We start from the raw sequence: 17,365 nt of genomic DNA on the forward strand, positions 1-17,365 counted from the left end.
CCGGTCGATGATGCGCTTGAGCCCGCTCACTCCGCGGGCCACCCTCTACCGGCGCTTCCTGGCAAGGAGGATCTGGTCCTCGCCTACTTGGGACGAGGTCGACCGGCCATGCGGAGCCAGGCGGCCGAGGCCGTCGCCGCCGGACTCCCGGCCACCGACACCATTCGAGCCCTCAGCACGTTTATCGCCAGGGCATCCAGTCCTCCGACGTCCGGGGGTGCGCCTTCCTCAACGCCGCCGCAGAGTATCCCGACCCCGAGTTCCCGGTGCGCGAGGCCGTGCTCGCATCCCGCCAGTGGTTCCTGGAGACCGTCACGGAACCGGTAGCCAAGATCCGGGAGACAGGCGCCGAGCCCGCCGCCCGCTGCTTCGTGATGATGCGCGACGGCGCTGGCCGCCGGCTGCGTGATCGACCCGGCGCTGATCTGCGAGACGTTCCTGCGCGGCGTCGAGAGTTTTCTTTACGCTCATGCCGCCGCCGACGACCTCAAACCGGCGGGGCCCGAAGACGCCGTCGACGTGTCTGCTCGTTGACCGGCTCTGTCGGTGATCGGCCTCCATCATCATGACCATGAACATTTCGAAGACGAGCCGCAGAGTCCTGGCCCTGATCGCGGCGGCGATGGCCTGCGTGGCGATGGGTGTGTCCGCCCAGGCGGACACCGCGAGAACCACTGACGGCGCCGTCGTCAAGACCGACGCGGGCGTGGTGCGCGGCACCGTCGCCGCCGATCTGCGTTGAACCGGCGCGATGTGTTCGCCTCACCGTCGAACCGCTGGTCGGACCGCCGGCCCGGTTGCTGGACGGAGCGCGATGGGAGGCGGTGCGCGATGACGTGCTGGCCGGCCTGAGCCAGTCTCACAGCAGGATCAGCTGGCTGTTGGTCGGTAACGAAGGTCGGCCGCATGCCTTCGGAGAAGCGGTCGTCAATCCGTTCGTTCCGACGTGACTGGGATCGACCTCTTTTAAGAGGACGCGACCTGTGCTCGCACACGCTCGATCAGTACTGGCAGCTCATCCAGGACAGGGTCCAGCTTGATCACTGCTGCACGCAGACGACCGAACATCTCGTCGCTGGCGTAGGCCCGAAGGAGCGTGATGAGCTGGCGTGTCATGATCACCCATGCTCTGGCTGTAGCACCGCGACTGATGACCTCTGCGTGGTGCAGGCAGTAGTCGATGATCGCGTATTGGGCGCGGAGTTCCATGACACGTGTGACGACGGGGTCATCAGGGAGCACTCGTCGAGCGATACGAAGGGGAAGAGCGGCTTCGGCGAGTACGGCAAGGAGGTCACGGACGATACAGATCCGGGCATAGTCGATCTTTCTGATCGTTTCGATCTGGGCGGAGGTCGAGATGTCCGGGGCGGAGCTCATAACCCGGAGTTCCCCGAGTTCCTGCTTCAGCCCAAGATCAAGAATCGCCTCGAAGAGGGTCTTGTGTGAGCGGAGTGTCTCGTCGGGCTTGTAGTTGATGCGCAGATCTTCGATGGTCCCGCGGATGGCCTCGGTGGCCATGTCAGAACCGAGGGACCCAGGAATTAACGCAGCGACAGCTATGTCCGCTAGGGCGGTAGCGTCGTCCGCATTGCGCACAAAAGTAAGGCGGGGCAACTCGAGGTTTCGTCTGCGAGCAGAGATTTGCTGGCGGAGGAGATTGTGGAAATGCCGGTGCGCCGTGTCGAGCGCTGCTCCGATCTGGTCTCCATCGGTGCCTTCGGCGGCCATCGCCCGCTCCATCTTGACGATCACACTATCTCGGTCGTTGGCGATCGACCACTCTAGGGCTTTGCGCACGCCAGCTTCGGGCAGCGGCAGTCGAGTGGCGATGAAGGGCTCCTCATGCCGTGGGTGGACAAAGAAGATCTGAAGTACCGCCTTATCCAGCCGCTGCTTGCGCCTCGTGGCCAAGGCGAGGGCTTCGGCGACTATGTAGGTGTCCTGGGTGAGCTCCGATGATGCCGAACCGCGGCCATACCCGAGGGCCTGTCGCTGGGGCCACGGCAGTGCCTCATACTCGCGCCAACGTCGGATCTTAGCCAAGCTGACATGCAGGCCACGCTCGCCCAACCAGCTCTGCAATTGGAGTTCTGTTGATGTCGGCGCCTTCCAGACCACAAGGGGCATCGTAGATAGAACCCCGCGGTTGTCGCCGAGGATGGCGAGATCCGGGCCTGGCCTACTGGTCACATGAACACATCCGAGGTTCCCTCCTCACCTGAAAGAGCTCGACCGCCGGATAGATCACGCATCAGCCGTGCCGTACGATTCCGCCTGGTCTCCGCTGCCATCACAGGCGTACTGTCCGGCGCGGCACGCGCGGTAATCGCCTGGCTCCTCAATTAGGAGTACGGCCAAACGCTGGAGAACTGGCTGGTTGGACTTGCACGACTTGCCCGTACGCGCGGCCGCCTACACATGCCACTTCGCAGGTGAGGCGGCCCTGCGTGAAATCGAGAAAGCCTTGGGGCTACGCCGCAAGCGCGGTGGGCCTGCCTCGTGGGTGAAACGTGGGTTCCAGCTACTGGAGTCCAGTGGCGAGTTATACGTCGTTGTGCCACGGCGCTTCGGTGTCGGCGAGGGTGTCGAGCATGAGCTGGCACCATGTCACCGCGGCGTTTACGGCGAGGTGCGCGTGACGGGGGCGCAGGCCGACCCTGGCGGCGGCTGGACCGTGGCCTGTCCCATAGCCGCGGTTGCGCAGTTCAGCGACTCCGATGGCCACGCTGGAGACTGATCCCAGGATCCGTTTCACCGCATCGCTGCCGTCAGGACCAGGGGCCTTCGAGGTCGGGTGCAGTCTGAGGGCGATCTGGGCGTCCTTGACCAGGGCGGGCAGGTCGGCTTTGTCGTCGATCATCAGGCCACGCTCGATAAGCACGACCTTGGCGGTGCTTTCGATCAGCTCTTTCGCACTGCCGACAGCCAGCGCCGGATCGTCCATGATGGCGCGTTGTATACGCCAGAGCTGTTCTTGGATCGCGGCGGGATCTTGCAGATGGGCGAGAGATTGCTCGGGCAGCCGAGAACCTACCGTGGGCCCTTCGAGTCCTGCCAGCTTTGCTCTGGCCGGCTCAAACAGCTTCTCCAGAATGTCTCGCCGTGCCTGCCACGAGTTACGGGCTCCGTTACGGCTCCAGTACGAACGGAAGCTGGTGAAGTCCTGGAACGGCACCTGCAGCCGGATGCCGAGCCGCTGCGTCACGGCTTCGAGCGTTCGGATCGCGAGCCGCATCTGCTCGTCGGTCAGGCGGTGCCCGCCGCTGGTCCCATAAGCCTGGAGTTCATCGTGAACGAGGTCGAGGAGTCCCTGGCATGCGGAGACGTCGTTTTCACCGTTGATAGGGCCGCTTCGTAGAGCAGTGACGAGCTTCTCGTCCAGCTCGATTGTCGAGGAGTCTGTTGAGCCCCATGGGGAACTGGCAGGTGTCTCGATGAAGAAGTCGGCGGACCTCACTGTGGCTCCCAAGAGCCGATATCCGCTGGCGAGGTCGAGACGGCTACGCTGGCGGTAGCCCGCGGTCGGGTGCCGACAGTGTTCTTGTCCAGGTGGCCATAGAGGGTGCCGCGCTTGACCCCGATGATGTCGGCGATCTGCTGGACGGTGTGCTCGCCCTCGTCGTAGAGGCGCGGGGGGGTCCTGACGTGGTTCGGTGTGAGTTTGGGCCGGAGGCCGCCTGTTCTGCCTCGGGCGCGAGCGGCGGCCAGGCCATCGCGAGTGTTGAGCTCGGCGAGCACGGACAGTATCCCGAACATCGCCCGGCCCTCCATGGTGGCGGTATCGATGCCCTGCTCGATCACATGCAGGTCGACGCCCAGCTGACGGACTTCGGCATCGAGGGCGACCAGGTGTAGGACGGAACGGCCTAGCCGGTCCAGCCTGGTGACCTTCAAGGTGTCGCCGTCGCGCAACGGCTTCAGCACCAGATCGAGCTGCGGCCGGGATGCTTTGGCGCCCCCGGCGGTGTCGACGTAGATGTCTTCTTCGGCGACGCCGGCCCGGATGAGCGCGTCGATCTGGGGGTCGAGGTTCTGGTCGGTGGTGGACACCCGCGCGTATCCGATCAGCACATGTCAAAATTAGCGGACCAGGATTCTTCCCGTCGTTGTTTCCCGCCACGAGTTCTCGACCATCTGAAGCCGAAGCTTCCTCTAAGGCCATGCTCTGTAGTCGACCTCGTTGTAGGGGTCGAACCAGCCGGGCCGGCGGCGCAGGTCGAAGTGCTGGGGTGCCCACTAGATGGTCACACGGCCGCGGCCAACGCCTCGCTCGCCGTCTTTGCCGAGTACGTGAGCGAATCGAGCAGCGGCGACGGCAGTGCCCCTGCCCCCAAGCCAGAAGACGCCATCAGGCCGGTCAGCGCCTGGCGGTGCGCATCCGATATCCCGTCCAGGGGGCGGTGCTTGAGCATGTCCCGCGCGGCGTATCCGTCTTCGGACTCGATCACCTCGGCCGCCAGTTGAGCATGAACATGGTTGGCCGCCTTGGTGGTGTCGGCGAGGGTGGCGACGGTCAGCCCAAGTCGGGTCCGGAAGACGACGTAGCCGGGCATCAGCTCGTGCCCGAGGAACTGTTCGACCATCGCCGCCGCGTCCCGGCTGGTCGCTGCCCCGTCCGGCTCGGCGCACATCACGCGCAGGCAGGAGGCGACCTGGTGCTCCCACGGCTCCGTGGGCGTGCTCTCGTTGAGTACGGCCTGTGCCGCTCCCCGCGTTCCGCGCAGGCAGTGGGCGATGATCGCGGCCTGCCGTCCTTCCATGAGGTGCAGGCCGATGCCTCGGTGCGCTCTGGCGTGCGTGACCGCCTCGTCCCAGCGGTCAGCGAGCGCCAGGGCGCGGATGCCGTCCGCGAGGTACTGCAGCCAGATCCATTCGCGCAGCTTGTGGCGCTCCTTCGGGGTGCCGGTGAGGTTGGTCAGCGGCAGGGTGCGGTCCTCGATCACCAGGTCGCTGCCGTTCATGACCGCCTGGTACATCGCGTCCAGCAGCCGTAGCGCGTGCTGCCCGGCGTCGGCGCGGATCTGGAGCCTGGCGAGGTTGAGGGCGGGCTCGAGCATGTATCGGGCCTGGAGCACGGTCAGCTGGTGGCCGGCCTCACGGTAGATGTCAATGTGCTGCCAGCACAGGTCACGGGCCAGGTCCGGTAGGCCGCAGTCACTGGCTAGCAGTGCGGCCTTGTTCAGCGCGTGCGCCCCCTCGTGCAGGGCGTCAGCGCCTTGACGCGCGGCGGTTTCGGCGATGGCGGCGATCTCCTTGACCCGTTCGGGAAGTGGTGGGTGGCCCGGCCGGGCAAGGCCGACGAGGGGGAAGCGGCGGACGGCGGCGCGCAGCGAGGTCGGGTCCATGGTCAGCTCTCGGGCAGGAAGGCGGCGGTGGCCGCACGGGAGAGGATGCCTTGCGTTGCGGCCGACAGGCCAAGCCGGTTCCAGTGGAAGATCACGACATGGGTGAGGAGCGCGCGCAGCCCGCGATCGAGACGGCCTTCGGCGGCGGCCCGGCCGAGCCGTCTGCCGGCGGCCTCCCACGCGGTGAGCCACGGCGTGGCGAAGGCGGCGTGCCCACCTGGGGCGAACGGCTCGCTGTCGGACTGCACGGGTACGGCCAGCAGCGTGCGCACGTTGGCGGTCAGCTTCTCGATGCGGGCGCTGTCGGCCTTGGTGGGGGCGGGTCGTAGCTTGGCCACTCGGGCGAAGACGTCGCCGCGCTCGAACCAGTCCAGGTCTGCCGCCTGTAGCAGGGCGTTGACCAGCAGGATGGACAATTCTCGCCGGCCGAGGTCGGGAGCGTTCTGGCGAGCGTAGTCGAGGACGCCGAGGCTGTCGGCGTAGAACAGGTCATGCGCGGCCTCCACTCCGGCCGGCCCGCCGAACGCGGCGGTTTCCGGTTCGTACACGGTCGGCCACCAGCGGGTCAGTGCCCCGGCTGCGATCAGCTCCTCCAGTACCTGGTCAACGGCCGGGATGTCGGCGTTGCGTAGGCGCAGCCGCCAGCCAGGGGGCTTGCGCAGAAACCACCACCCGGAGATCGCCCCGCCTGCTCGCAGCTGCTCCAGGCGCGGCGCGAGCTGGTCGGCGCCGACCAGCTCGGCGGTGTCCCAGTCGGGGAACTGGACGCGTAGCTGGTACCAGCCGGCCTCGGCGCGCCGTTCGAGCGCGGCGAGCCCGGCGGCCTGGTACACGATGGCGGCTTCGTCGAGGTCGATCGGGTCCACGCCGACGTCGGCGGCGGCGGTGTCCAGGTCTCCCCCTGAATGGAGGGCAAGGACGCCAGCGGCGAGTTGGTGCGGTGCGGCGGTGGTCAGGTGATGAGGAGGCATGCGTCCCATCCAGAGCGTGGGGGCTTGTTGTGCCGTGCGGTTTCCAGGGCGAGGCCCACTCCGGCGGCTCCGGTCAGCAGCCCTTCGGCGTCGTCTTGGCCGGTCGCCGCATGCTGGGTTAGTGCGGCTGCGAGCGTGGGGAGCCGTTGGCCGATCGCCGGGTTCGCGGCGTCGATGGAGGCCCGGTAAGCGGTCTGATACACGCCGGCCATGCCGTGGCACAGCCCCGCGTCGGTGATGTTCTGGAGGTTCTGGTCGGTCAGGCATTCGGCCATGGCGTTCTCGGCGATCGCGCGCCGGGTCGGGTCGTCGGTGGCGAGGGCGGCGAGTTGCTGGGCGCGGGCGATCCCGACTGCGCCGTAGCACCAGGACGGGCGACCCGGGCCGGGTCGGGCGGTGTGGCCGGTGCGGAGGTCATCGCGGGTGAGCCACTGTGGCCACCAGGTTCCGTCTGCCGAGTCTTGCCACCACCGGTCGAACCATCCGATCAAGGTCTCGATCGCGCCGGTCTGGCCGGGCACCTTGCAGCCATGCAGGGACGCGAGGGAGAGCAGGGCGAGCATCCCGGCCGCGCCGTGCGCGAGGCCGAGATTGACGTGTCCGCCGGGAGTCGGCATGAGCGGGTCCGGATCGTGGTCGACCCACCAGCCCGGCACCTCCACGCCGTCGACGCGGCGCGCTTTGGTCAACCGTGTCACGTAGGCGAGGACAGCGCCGAGTAGGTCGCTGCCGGGTGCTCGCAGGAGCAGCAGCGCGCCGAGCCCGGTCAGCCCGCGGAACACGTCGTACTCACCGAATGTGGCGGGCGCCCGTCGCCTCATCCGTTCGGCGGCGGTCGCCAGGCGGCGTTGGGTCAGCCGTGCCACGTGCTTGTCGAGGGTGCGGGCCGCCGCCTGATAGCGGGGGTTCCCTGTGCTGGCGGCGTGCAAGACGAACGCGATGGCCGGTGCCCCGTAGTAGAGCCCGGCGTGCGGTGCGCTGTCGATGTGGCCGGCTGTGGCCTGTCGGATGTACGCGTGGGTGCTCTCCCAGTCTCCGGTGCCGGCCAGGGCTCGCTCGATGTTCAGGAGCGCGGTAGCGACCGTCGGCTTGGTGAGGGATTGGTCCGCCATCTCGTGCTCGCTGAGCTTCACCGGTTCGGGTGCTGGGCGGCCGGTCACAGGGCACCTGCCAGAGCCAGGCAGCGTAGGGCGGCCGCGCGGGCGAGGCGGCCCGTCACCTTCTCGAACTCCGGGTCGACGCCGAGGGCCCGCACGTGGTGGTCATGCAGCAGGCTTCGCAGCACTGTGGCCGGATCGCGCTGCTCGGCAAGGGCACGGTGGTAGGCGGTCAGCGCCGCATCTCGAGTACGCCAGGCGGCGGCGACGGTTTCGCCGCCCTGGATGGCGCGCACGGCCTGGTAGTCGTCGGCGGGGTCGCTCCAGTGCAGCGCATGGTCGCGCAGAGTGCGGTCCAGCGGGCCGGTCTGCTGGTCCACGCAGCGGAGCAGCGCCCGGTAACCGGTAGTGGTATCGGGGGCGAACGTGGCGGCGAGGTGCGCCATGGACGCGGCGGCCAGCGCCTGGTCAGGCAGCCGGGCGGCGTCGGCCACGCTGATCTGCGCGATGGCAGCCTTGGTGTCGGCGGCGAAAGCCTGCTCGGCCGCCGCCAGCGCCGCGTCTTCGCCGTACCGGCCGGGCTGCTCGTGGTGGGTGGCGACGGTGAGCTGCGCGGGCATGCCGAGCGTCTCAAGCCGGGCGGCGAACGCGGCCAGGCGTGCCGCGACCGTCCCGTACTGGGAGAAATCGACCAGACGCAGGTACACGGCGAGATGCTGGTCGGCGTCGAGCCGGATCATGTCGCGGTGGCGGCGCACCCACCAGAAGGTGACCAGGCCGGCAAGCTCCTCGGCGAAGGGCGGCAGGTGCCGGGCAAGGATGTCGTCGAATCGCGCCGGGTTGCCGACCAGGCGGGCGCACACCAACGCGGCACTGCCCGGGGCCGCAGTCGCCGGGAGGCGGCGCTGTGGGGGATTCACCCTGGTCATCGGGATCAGCAGCTCGGCCGGTCGACCGATCCAGTCCAACCCGTTCGGCGGGTGGTCTTCTTGCAGCTCGATCCGCCCAGTCTGCTCCAGCCGTCTCTGGAGCAGGGCGCGGTCCATCGGCTGATCGAGGTCGAGGGGGAGACGTAGGTCCTCCTGGCAGAGCAGGACACGCGCCGGTGTGCGCCATCGCTGTCGCCACACCTGCAGCGTCGCATCCCAGCCCTGTCCGGTGCTGGGTACATCGGTGGTGGTGAGGAGCCAGCGAGCGGCCGCCAGGACGGTGCGCCGGTAGCGGATGCGCGGCAGGTGCGGCAGGGTGCGGGCGGCGCCGTAGTTGAACGGCTTGTAGACGGCGCTGCGGGCGTCGGCGGCCTCGGCGAGGAACCGGGCCAGTGGCGGAATCTGAACGGTGGTGTCCAACGCGTGGGGGATGTGGGCCAGGACGCGCCGGCCGGTGGAGCGCTGCGCGAGGTACATATGGGCGGAGTCAGCAGTGATCGCCAGGTCGTCGACGCCGATCGCGCCCCTGCCGGGAGGCTCGCCCAAGTGCACGATGTCGGGGACGAGCGGTGGGACCCGAGTGAGGTTCTCGTTGCGGGAGCGGCGGGGCGGGAAGGAGAGCTGCACCACCACGGCGTCGTCGCCGGTGTGCCCGGGGCCGGTGCCGTAGGAGACGGCTAGCCGGGCACGGTCGTCCTCGTCCAGCAGGTAGGTGAACCGCCCGATCATGCTGGTGTGGGCGCGCGGGTTGGCGGTGACACGCAGGTCGAACTCTCCGCAGTTGATCGCTTCGGTGGAGGCGGCGGTCAAAGCGACGCCGAGCTCGATGCGGTGTGGCAACACCACGGTGTCGTGGTCGCCCACGGTCAGCGCGGTGATGTCTGCCTCCGTGAGCGTGACCTCGTCGGCTTCGGTCAGGGCGGCCTTCTGGATGAGGGCCAGGAGGACGGAGTCTCGCTCGGTGAGTATGCGCCAGGTGGGCCGGGCGCGGGGTGCGCCGAGGTAGCCGCCGGGGAAGCCGAGTCCGGAGTCGGCCACCAGCTCCTTCACCGGAACCAGGGCGCCGGGGCCGTAGCGAGTGAGGAACCGGGCGTGGTAGTCCATCCATGCCGTGCGGCCGAAAGGCTCCGTGGACAGGCGCAGCAGGACGGTGGCGGCTCGAGCGGCCTCCTCCAGCACGACCTCGGGGACGGCGATCCGGGCGTCGAGGGTCACGTCGGTGACCAGCCCGGCGCCCGGGGCAAGCGCGGCCATCTGCACGCGGGTCGCGGTGCGCAGCGCGGCGGTCCGCTCTGGGGTAGTGGTGTTGTGGCGCGTCAGCAGGTCACGGATGTGCCCGAGGTGGCGTAGCAGCTCTTTGACGTCGGCCAGGTCGCCGCCGCCCGCGTCTCGCAGGACGTCGATCAGGTGTTGCAGCGGGTCGGCGGCCGTCATCGGCGGACGCAGGTTGGTGATCAGAATGCGCTGGTCCACGAGAGCGTGCAGCAGGGCGAAGATCTTCCCTGGCGAGATGCCGGGGAAACGCGTGGTCAGCTCGGCGGCGAGCTGGTCGAACCGGATCGGTGTCGCGGCTGCGGCCAGTGCAATCTGCACCGGACGGGTCAGACGTACGGATACCTCACGCATGGGGCCGGGGCGCCGGGCGTCGCCTTGTGCCCGGGTGGCGACGATGAAGCGGCCGTCGCGGGCGACCCCGAAGCTGTCTGCGATCACTGTCAGGCGCGGCAGCAGGCTGCGCTGCTGTTCGATCTGGTCGGTCAGGCGGGTGACCCAGTCGGAGCTCGCCCGCGCGTATGCGTGGTGCTGGGTGCCGATGTCGGCTCTCGCGGGCCCGATGGAGGCCGTGGCGACGCCGGCGAACAGCCCGAACGGAGTCGATCGGCGCTGCCAACGCAGCAGGTAGGAGATGGTGGCCATGACGGCGCGGCGCACGTCGCTGCCGGACGCCGTGGCAGAGCGGAGCAGCTTGTCCACGCAGGCACCGAGATCGGGACTGGCCATCTGCAGGGCCTCGCGCACCTCACCACGGGCCCACACCTTCGTCAGCCACGCCTGACCTTCCTGCTGGACGGCGGCGGCGGGGTCACGCAGGTTGAGGCGGGTGGGTAGATCGAGGTCGCCTGGGTCAGTGCTCGCTCGCACCATCACCAGGCCGGTGTGCTGGTAGCGCGGAGGAACGCTCATCGTGATCCCTGTCCTGGGTCGGTGGTGAGCCGCGCCGCCGGCGCCCACCGGGATGGTCGGCGTCGGCGGCTGGGAGTGGTTCAGGAAGGGTCGTTGGAACTGGTGGTGCACGCGCTGGTGCTGCACGAGGTGCCGCACCCGTCGCTGGTCTCGCACATCATGGTCACCAGTGGCGTGGTGGACTCCACGACACGCATGTCCAGCTCGAACTCCTCGTCGGTCACGACGTCCCCGGAATTCAGGACGTCGGTGGCATCGAGGGTCAGCGTTGGAGCCATCGGATCACACTCCTCACAGGTTGGGTGTGGGGCACCTGGCCCGTCCGAACCGCCGATCAGGCGGTGGGCCAGGAGATCGTGACAAGACCGTGGGTCTTGCTGAAAACCGCCGTACCTCTGGGCAGGTCGGCGGGAGTGGTGCCGGTCGGCCAGTAGGCGAAGGTGGGCTCTGGCCGGTGCCTGGCCTGCTCGTCCCACGCCTGGATCTGTTCCACCATCGCGGCCGCCGCCCCCTGGCCGTGCGGCCCATAGGCGCGAGCCCCGAACTCAGAGCCCTCGCCTTCTGATGCGGGCCGCACCGACAGGTAGGCGAAGGAGTCGCCGCGCACCACGGCGAACGGGAACCACGCCTTGCGCTCCTGGGCGAGGTGGGTTCCCTCCTCGACGGCCATCCTGCAGAAGCCGGGCAGAAAGCTCGCGAACCACAGGTGCAGGTCGGCGAACGACACGCCGTTCTCGATCGTGACGCCGGACCACACCTCGGCGCGGTCGCTCGCCAGAACGCCGTCCAGCAGTGCGGGGTCGTCGGGCGCCCCGTCGTCGAACCGGAGCGTGACGGCGTGCCCATGGGCGTCGGGCAGCCGGAACTCTCTGTCCACGTGCTCGCCGGCCCCCTGCATGGGGACGAACCCGCACAGCACTACCGACGTGCTGACGAGATGGTCGCTCTCGCGGCGGAACCCGATCGAGCGGCTGACGCCGTTCATCCGCAACGGCACCACGAGCGTGCCGTCGGGGGCCAACTGGCGCCGCCACGCCGGGGCCAGGTCCCAGGCGCCGACCGTCACGATCGTCGCGTCGAACGGCCTGAACCCGGCAATCTCGTGCTCGGCATCGGCCGTGATCACCTTCACCCGGTCGCCGTACCCGGCCGCATCCAGCAGTTCGGTGGCGCGGTCGGTCACCTCCGGGTCGATGTCCACGCTGATCACCTGGCCGTCCGGTCCTACGATCTCGGCCAGCACCGCCGCGTTCACGCCGCCTGAGCCGATCTCCAGCACGCTCATGCCCGGCGCCAGCTCGGCCTGCTCGATCATCGCGACCTGGATGTACGCGGCACTGACGGAGGAGATGGCCATGCCGTGCTCATCCCTCTTGGTCACCACCGCGCTGTCGGCCTGGTAAGTGACCTCCAGTGGAGTGTCGGCCGGCACGAACGCGTGCCGGTCGACCGTCCGGAACGCCCGGTCGACCTGAGCCGACCTGATGTACCCCGCCATGGCGAGCTCGTCCGCGAGCTTGTCCCTGAGCTCGCGGGCCTGCGCCTGGTCGATGGTCTCGTCATTCACTGAATGGTCTCCTGTGGTGTGTCTTCTGGTCACTGGTCCTGCGGAGGGCACTGGTACGGCGCGGGTTCACCGTGGCGAGGTCGGTCACTCCTGTCCACCGCACACGCCGGGGCCGGCAGACGCCATCCCCTGCGGGTAGAAGCGCCTTCGCCGGCGCCTTCCGCCGGGCACGGGACCGAAGGCTCGGCCCGGGAATCAAAGCGCGACGGTCTGCGCGTGCACTGCACCCGCGCTGGGTCTCCTACTGTCGAGCACCAGTAGCAAGGTCAGACCGACAACAATGAATGGGCGTGCGAGCCCAGGGCGGAGGGCGGCCTTCGCCGGCAGGTCGGGTGACGACTACACCGGGTCGCCGCGCTCTGCGTGTCAGTACAGCGCGCCGCACGCCGCGTCTCCGCGGCTCGGTGGGTGCTATGCCCCTGCTCAGGCGCTCTGTGGGATGTCCGTCAGGTCGATGAGGAACCGCGGCACGTCCGGGTCGGAAGGCCGTGGCATCTCGTCAGCGCGGTAGTCGATGGTGTGGATGGCGGAGGAGGCGGCCGTACGGAGAACTCCACGCACGAACGGCAGCCGTGCGCTGATCGCGTACAGCTGTTTCCGCCGCCGAACGGCGACGTAGCTCCCGCCCAGGTAGTGCGCAGTGGGCAGGGCCCCTCCTTAGAGGTTGGACATGAGATGGACATGGATCAGCCACTCGGGTGCCGGACGGGCTGGGTGGTAGGTCCGCAGCTCCTCGTAGTTGGTCTCCGGCAGGAGAAACCCGTCCTCGCGGCCGGTCCGCGGAAACAGGTGTTCCTACAGGGAACAGGCTGGCTATCAGGGCATGCACGGAGGCCTCCGGTCCAGGTCGCCTGATCGTGTCGTGAACACGACCGTCCGTGCATCATGTTGAGCGGCTATCGAGGCGGTGCCTAGAGAATCGATTTGTACAATCGCCGAGGGCGGTCCGATAAAACCCGCTTCCCGACTATTTGCGTAGTTTGATGGCCATCACGTCGGCTATCTGGGCGTCGGGAGCGGGTTGCATGGTCCCCACGACGCTCCATCCCAGATGCTCATACATGGCGTGAGCAGGTGCGGCAGGCAGCGAAAGCAGGATCGCCCACTTCTCGGGCCGATCTGTCAGCAGCTCGTCTAGGAGTCGCCTGCCGTAGCCGCGGCCGCGGTACTCCTGGCGGAGGTTGAGCTCGACGACGGCGAACTTGTCGGCGTTGACGAGTTCCTCGGATGGGCCGGGGCCTCCTCCCCACCAGCGGCCGGCCGGGACGCGGAACCCGAAGGCGAAGCCGGCCAGCGTGCCGCCGGATCTGGCTGACACCAGGGCGAACCCCTCGTTCTCCATCTGCTTGCGGGTTCGCTCGAGAAACCGGTCTCGTTGGTAGAGCGGGCCGGAGTTGTACGGCGGCTCTGCGCGGATGTCCAGGTAGACGGCAACGTACTCGTCGTCAAGTTCCTTGGCTGCGCCCTGGCCGTCGTGGTGGGCGTAGGTGATGCTCATCAGATCCTCTCGGCCGCCGGCAACTCGAATGACTTGCGGTATTCGATCACGGTGGGCCGGGTCGCCTCCACTGCTGGAACCGCCGCAGCGATGGCCGTCGCGTTGTGCAACACGAACCTGTTGACGTGATCGGGCGGCATCCGTTCGAGCACGGTCCGGGCATGCTCCAAGCCTGAGTCGATGTGCCCGCGTTGCACCTCGGAGTAGGCGCAGTGCAGCTGGACCTGCGCGCGCTGCCTGCTCGTCTTGGAGGGATAGGCGTCCATCGCCTGCTGCTGTGCGGCGTCAACCTCGGGATGTCCTGTGAGGGTGTACACCAACGATCGCGAATACAGGACGCGGGTCTCAGGCCAGCCATCGACCGACAACCTGTCGGAGGTGATCCTGGCCGGGAGCTGCTCGAAGATGCGGGCCTGCTCGTCGAGGTCAGCGGAGGCGCTGGCCGTATCTCCCATGAGCGCATACGCGTGAGCGCGAGCGCCGAGAGCCGAGGCGGTTGCGACGCAGACGCGACCTTGGGTGAGGTCCAAGGCGCGGGTTGTGCGGGACAGCACCAGCGGCAGGGGGCGCCGCTCGTGCAGTGCTTGGACCGCTTCCCGGGCATACACCAGCGCGAGCAGGTTCTGATCGCCGGTCTGTGCGGCGGCACGCTGCGCTGACCCCCACCAATGGTGGGACTCGCGGGCGTGGCCGGCGCAGCCGAGTGCGTAGGCCATCAGCATCGTCATCTGGGTGTTCACGCGGAGCCACTTGCTGATCTCGGCAGGCGGCACTGAGGTCATGCTGTGCTGGAGGGCAAGTATGTCGACGGAAAGATCACGTATTACGTCGGCGATGGCTGGTGAGAACACCGCATGCGCGTACTCCCATGCCGTCTCTTCCCACTCCGCGATCCCCGGGCGGCCGACGGAGTAGTCGACAACTGACCGGAGGCGTTCCACCTCCTCGATGGGCGGTAGGGCAGCCGAAGCGCCGGCAGCGGCGATGCCGCCGAGAAGCCGACGACGCAGACGATCCATGCCGTCAGCATCCCACTGCCTTGCGGGCGCTTGACTGGAGGGCGTCGCGCTCCCCGTGGTTGCGGCATACAGGGCTACCAGGAAGCCGCCGGCCTGCAGGACCTCGTCAAGCCGCTCCACGACGTCGCTGGACGCGTTGCGTTCACCTCGCTCGATCTTGGACAACCCGGAGGTGGTGGTCAGCACCAGGGGCGCGAGCGTGGGCAAGGTCAGACCACGGTGAATCCGCCAATGCCGCAGCGCGGCACCAAGTAGATGCCCTGGAGAGAGGGAGGCGTCCACGGGATCGGGCTCGCGCGCCACGGCACCTCCTGCATTTTCTCGCATTTGGACAGTCGATGTTGTCCAAATGGAACGCCTTGGAATCGCACCTGATCGACATCAGCATGGCACACGGCTCTACACGCCGCGCTGCGGCGAGAGCACATCGTCACCTGTTCACAGCGGAGCCCGCCAAGGTGAGGCGATCACCCGGCGGGCCCCTTGATCGCATCGGAGGTGTGACCCGTGAGGCACCGTACAACGGCTGGTGAAGCCCCGTGAAGGACACCTGGCAGATCCATCCTCTCAGCGACCAAGAGCGTGCTGACCTGGCAAATCGACCAACGGAGGCTGGGGTCTACCAGGTCCTCCTCGGGAACGATAAGGACGGCACACCCGCCGAGCGCAAGCTCGCCGAGCAGTTGGTGGCCGCCAACGCGAACATCAAGGCGATGGCTCGTGAGAACCGGGCGTTCTTGCGGCGAGCCGTCGGTTATGTGGCCGGCGAGGGCGTCCGACAGTTCCTCGACATCGGCAGTGGACTTCCGACGTCGGACAACGTCCACCAGGTGGCGCAGCGCGTCGACTCGGCAGTGACCACGGTGTACGTGGACAGGAATCCCCGCGTGGCCGTGCACGGGCGCGCGTTGCTGGCCACCGACGACCGGACGCATTTCCTCGACCATGACCTGCGCCACTCCGGCGAGCTGCTGCACATCTTGCAGACGGGGCAGCTCATCGACTTCACCCGGCCGGTCGCCCTCGTTCTGGTGGCCATCCTCCACTTCATCCAGAATGAGGAGGAACCCGAGGAGATCGTGCAGACGCTCATGGCCGCGCTCCCGTCAGGGTCGTTCCTGGTGTTGTCGCACGCGGTGGACGTGGCTGAGCTGCGTCCGGCCGCCGCGGCCTATCAGGCGGCCGGTGTGCCGTCCAAGCCCGCGCTGCGCAGCGCCGAGCAGATCGAGCGGTTCTTCGCCGGACTAGAGCCGGTGGAGCCCGGGCTGGTCACGGTGACCGACTGGCGGCCGGACATCCCGGAGCTGGGAGCGCTGGTCGGGCCGCTGCCCGTGCTCGCCGGCGTGTACCGCAAGCCGTGATGTCGTCCTCCATGTCCGGCGGCACCCGGCCACAGAACCGGGAGAGCGCGGTGCGGGACACCGCGGCCCGTGCCAGCGAAGCGGTGCATCACCTCGTGCTGGAGAAGCGTGAGCGTGACACCGCCCTCGATCTCATCCTGCGCTGGGACCTCACCCGCCAGGAGATGGACGCGGCAGCCGTGCGAGCCGGGATCGCGCCGCTGAGCGATGAGGAATGGCTGTTCATCAAGCGGGACCTGAGAACGCTGTGCCCGCCCCCCAGTCCCCCTGGCCAGGGCGCCCTGCCCACCCGCAGTTGAGCTCTGGTCAGGGCAGCGGCCCCGAGGTTTGAGCTCCTGGCCCTGGAGCCGCTTCCACGTTCACATCATCTGCCCCCACTTCGGATACCCACATGAGATTACGTAGAGCAACATCACTGGTACTTATCGTCGTTTCGGTGGTCGCTGTGGCCTGCGGAGGCCAGACGCTCTCCGCGTCCCCGTCCGCGCAGGCGCTGGAGAAGCCGGTCGTCGCGGTCGGGGCGATGCCCATCCCCGACTGCGCGACCTTACAGATCGCCACCGAGCGCGGGTTCTTCCGCAACGAGGGCCTGACGGTGGAGGTCAAAGAGATCCAGAGCGGCGCCTACGCGCTGACTAACCTGGTGGGCGGCAGCCTGGACTTCGCCATCGGCAACTACGTCTCGACCATCACCGCCCAGGCCAAATCAGGCGACGCGCAACCGTGGCGGTTCCTGGAAGACGCCTACGAAGCCACGCCCGGCACGTTCCTGCTCATGGTGCCGGGGTCTTCCAAGGCCAAGGACCTGCCCGATCTACGGGGCGCGCGCATCGCGGTCGCCGCGCCTTTCAGCATCATCACCCTGGCGGTGGAGAACGCGCTGAAGACGGCCGGCATGTCGCCCGCGGACGTGCACATGGTGCCGATGGCGTTGCCGCAGATGATCCCCGCGATGCAGAACCATCAGGTCGACGCCGCTGTGCTCACCGAGCCGTTCATCACGCTGTTCTCCGCCAAGTTCGGTGGCCGGGAGGTGAGCGACCTGATGAGCGGGGCCATGGCGAACTTCCCCATCGCCGGGTGGATGACCACCGCGAAGTTCACCGGCAAGTACCCCAAGACGGCGGCGGCGTTCCAGCGGGCGATGTTCCGCGCCCAGGCCGTCGCGGCCGGCGATCGCACCGCGGTCGTCAGGGCCATTCCGAAGTATACCAAGATCGCCCCGGACGTCGCCTCTGCGATCACGCTGGGGAACTATCCGCTGCACCTGGACCTCACGCGCGTCCAGCGGGTCGTGGACCTGCTGGAGGAGCACCACTACATCGACAGCCGGCCCGACATCAACGACATGCTCGCCCCTGCTCCCACCGCCACGGCGAGTACGTCATGAC

General features: G+C 68.0%; 17 protein-coding genes. 5 read left to right on the forward strand and 12 right to left on the reverse strand.

Features of this window, described 5'->3' with window-relative positions; all coding sequences use genetic code 11:
* Nucleotides 1-405: 405 nt before the first annotated feature.
* Nucleotides 406-534 carry a hypothetical protein gene (locus tag ABZU32_RS06160; RefSeq protein ID WP_354917809.1) on the forward strand — a complete coding sequence of 43 codons (129 nt, stop codon included), beginning with the start codon at nucleotides 406-408 and terminating at the stop codon, nucleotides 532-534.
* A gap of 37 nt (nucleotides 535-571) precedes the next feature.
* Nucleotides 572-742, forward strand: a complete 171-nt coding sequence (locus ABZU32_RS06165; RefSeq protein WP_354917812.1) for a hypothetical protein — start codon at nucleotides 572-574, stop codon at nucleotides 740-742.
* A gap of 224 nt (nucleotides 743-966) precedes the next feature.
* Here the strand turns inward: ABZU32_RS06165 and ABZU32_RS06170 are convergent, their stop codons facing one another.
* The 12 genes from ABZU32_RS06170 to ABZU32_RS06225 form a co-directional block, all read right to left on the reverse strand.
* Nucleotides 967-2,121 (reverse strand): hypothetical protein, encoded by a 1,155-nt coding sequence (locus ABZU32_RS06170; RefSeq protein ID WP_354917815.1) that lies wholly within the window; start codon nucleotides 2,119-2,121, stop codon nucleotides 967-969.
* A gap of 424 nt (nucleotides 2,122-2,545) precedes the next feature.
* Complete coding sequence (locus ABZU32_RS06175) at nucleotides 2,546-3,460, reverse strand: abortive infection family protein (protein WP_354917818.1); 915 nt, start codon at nucleotides 3,458-3,460, stop codon at nucleotides 2,546-2,548.
* Nucleotides 3,457-4,074, reverse strand: a complete 618-nt coding sequence (locus ABZU32_RS06180) for a recombinase family protein (protein ID WP_354917821.1) — start codon at nucleotides 4,072-4,074, stop codon at nucleotides 3,457-3,459. The genes ABZU32_RS06175 and ABZU32_RS06180 overlap by 4 nt, the downstream gene beginning before the upstream one ends.
* Before the next feature lie 173 nt (nucleotides 4,075-4,247).
* Nucleotides 4,248-5,348: a hypothetical protein gene (locus tag ABZU32_RS06185; protein WP_354917823.1), complete on the reverse strand. Its 1,101-nt coding sequence runs from the start codon at nucleotides 5,346-5,348 to the stop codon at nucleotides 4,248-4,250.
* A 2-nt stretch (nucleotides 5,349-5,350) separates the two neighbouring features.
* Nucleotides 5,351-6,319, reverse strand: a complete 969-nt coding sequence (locus tag ABZU32_RS06190; RefSeq protein ID WP_354917826.1) for a thiopeptide-type bacteriocin biosynthesis protein — start codon at nucleotides 6,317-6,319, stop codon at nucleotides 5,351-5,353.
* Complete coding sequence (locus tag ABZU32_RS06195) at nucleotides 6,301-7,452, reverse strand: lanthionine synthetase C family protein (RefSeq protein WP_354917828.1); 1,152 nt, start codon at nucleotides 7,450-7,452, stop codon at nucleotides 6,301-6,303. Before ABZU32_RS06195 ends, ABZU32_RS06190 begins: the two co-directional genes overlap by 19 nt.
* Before the next feature lie 23 nt (nucleotides 7,453-7,475).
* A complete protein-coding gene (locus ABZU32_RS06200; protein ID WP_354917831.1) occupies nucleotides 7,476-10,529 on the reverse strand; it encodes a lantibiotic dehydratase in 3,054 nt (1,017 codons plus the stop codon).
* An 80-nt stretch (nucleotides 10,530-10,609) separates the two neighbouring features.
* Entirely contained in the window at nucleotides 10,610-10,807 is a 198-nt protein-coding gene (fxlA, locus tag ABZU32_RS06205) for an FxLD family lanthipeptide (protein WP_354917834.1), read from the reverse strand.
* A gap of 56 nt (nucleotides 10,808-10,863) precedes the next feature.
* Nucleotides 10,864-12,096 (reverse strand): methyltransferase, FxLD system, encoded by a 1,233-nt coding sequence (gene fxlM, locus ABZU32_RS06210; protein ID WP_354917837.1) that lies wholly within the window; start codon nucleotides 12,094-12,096, stop codon nucleotides 10,864-10,866.
* A gap of 423 nt (nucleotides 12,097-12,519) precedes the next feature.
* Nucleotides 12,520-12,657, reverse strand: a complete 138-nt coding sequence (locus tag ABZU32_RS06215) for a hypothetical protein (RefSeq protein ID WP_354917840.1) — start codon at nucleotides 12,655-12,657, stop codon at nucleotides 12,520-12,522.
* A 406-nt stretch (nucleotides 12,658-13,063) separates the two neighbouring features.
* Nucleotides 13,064-13,594 carry a GNAT family N-acetyltransferase gene (locus ABZU32_RS06220; RefSeq protein ID WP_354917843.1) on the reverse strand — a complete coding sequence of 177 codons (531 nt, stop codon included), beginning with the start codon at nucleotides 13,592-13,594 and terminating at the stop codon, nucleotides 13,064-13,066.
* Nucleotides 13,594-14,916, reverse strand: a complete 1,323-nt coding sequence (locus ABZU32_RS06225) for a helix-turn-helix transcriptional regulator (protein WP_354917846.1) — start codon at nucleotides 14,914-14,916, stop codon at nucleotides 13,594-13,596. The genes ABZU32_RS06220 and ABZU32_RS06225 overlap by 1 nt, the downstream gene beginning before the upstream one ends.
* A gap of 236 nt (nucleotides 14,917-15,152) precedes the next feature.
* On the opposite strand from ABZU32_RS06225, the gene ABZU32_RS06230 reads away from it, so the two are divergent.
* The 3 genes from ABZU32_RS06230 to ABZU32_RS06240 all read left to right on the forward strand — a co-directional run bounded on the left by ABZU32_RS06230 (nucleotide 15,153) and on the right by ABZU32_RS06240 (nucleotide 17,364).
* On the forward strand, nucleotides 15,153-15,974 hold the full coding sequence (locus tag ABZU32_RS06230; RefSeq protein ID WP_354917849.1) for an SAM-dependent methyltransferase: 822 nt from the start codon (nucleotides 15,153-15,155) through the stop codon (nucleotides 15,972-15,974).
* A gap of 11 nt (nucleotides 15,975-15,985) precedes the next feature.
* The gene (locus ABZU32_RS06235) at nucleotides 15,986-16,273 is read left to right on the forward strand and encodes a hypothetical protein (protein ID WP_354917852.1); all 288 of its coding nucleotides are present in this window, start codon (nucleotides 15,986-15,988) and stop codon (nucleotides 16,271-16,273) included.
* 137 nt (nucleotides 16,274-16,410) lie between these two features.
* Nucleotides 16,411-17,364, forward strand: coding sequence for an ABC transporter substrate-binding protein (locus ABZU32_RS06240; protein ID WP_354917855.1), 954 nt, complete (start codon nucleotides 16,411-16,413; stop codon nucleotides 17,362-17,364).
* Nucleotide 17,365: the final 1 nt, after the last annotated feature.

The sequence above is a fragment of the Sphaerisporangium sp. NPDC005288 genome (assembly GCF_040607475.1).
Taxonomy (GTDB): domain Bacteria; phylum Actinomycetota; class Actinomycetes; order Streptosporangiales; family Streptosporangiaceae; genus Sphaerisporangium; species Sphaerisporangium rhizosphaerae.

Bases quoted from the DNA above. Each gene is read 5' to 3' on its own strand.
- ABZU32_RS06190 (WP_354917826.1), bottom strand. From the start codon at position 6,319: ATGCCTCCTCATCACCTGACCACCGCCGCACCGCACCAACTCGCCGCT.
- fxlA (WP_354917834.1), bottom strand. From the start codon at position 10,807: ATGGCTCCAACGCTGACCCTCGATGCCACCGACGTCCTGAATTCCGGG.
- ABZU32_RS06220 (WP_354917843.1), bottom strand. From the start codon at position 13,594: ATGAGCATCACCTACGCCCACCACGACGGCCAGGGCGCAGCCAAGGAA.
- ABZU32_RS06185 (WP_354917823.1), bottom strand. From the start codon at position 5,348: ATGGACCCGACCTCGCTGCGCGCCGCCGTCCGCCGCTTCCCCCTCGTC.
- ABZU32_RS06200 (WP_354917831.1), bottom strand. From the start codon at position 10,529: ATGAGCGTTCCTCCGCGCTACCAGCACACCGGCCTGGTGATGGTGCGA.
- ABZU32_RS06235 (WP_354917852.1), top strand. From the start codon at position 15,986: ATGTCCGGCGGCACCCGGCCACAGAACCGGGAGAGCGCGGTGCGGGAC.
- ABZU32_RS06165 (WP_354917812.1), top strand. From the start codon at position 572: ATGAACATTTCGAAGACGAGCCGCAGAGTCCTGGCCCTGATCGCGGCG.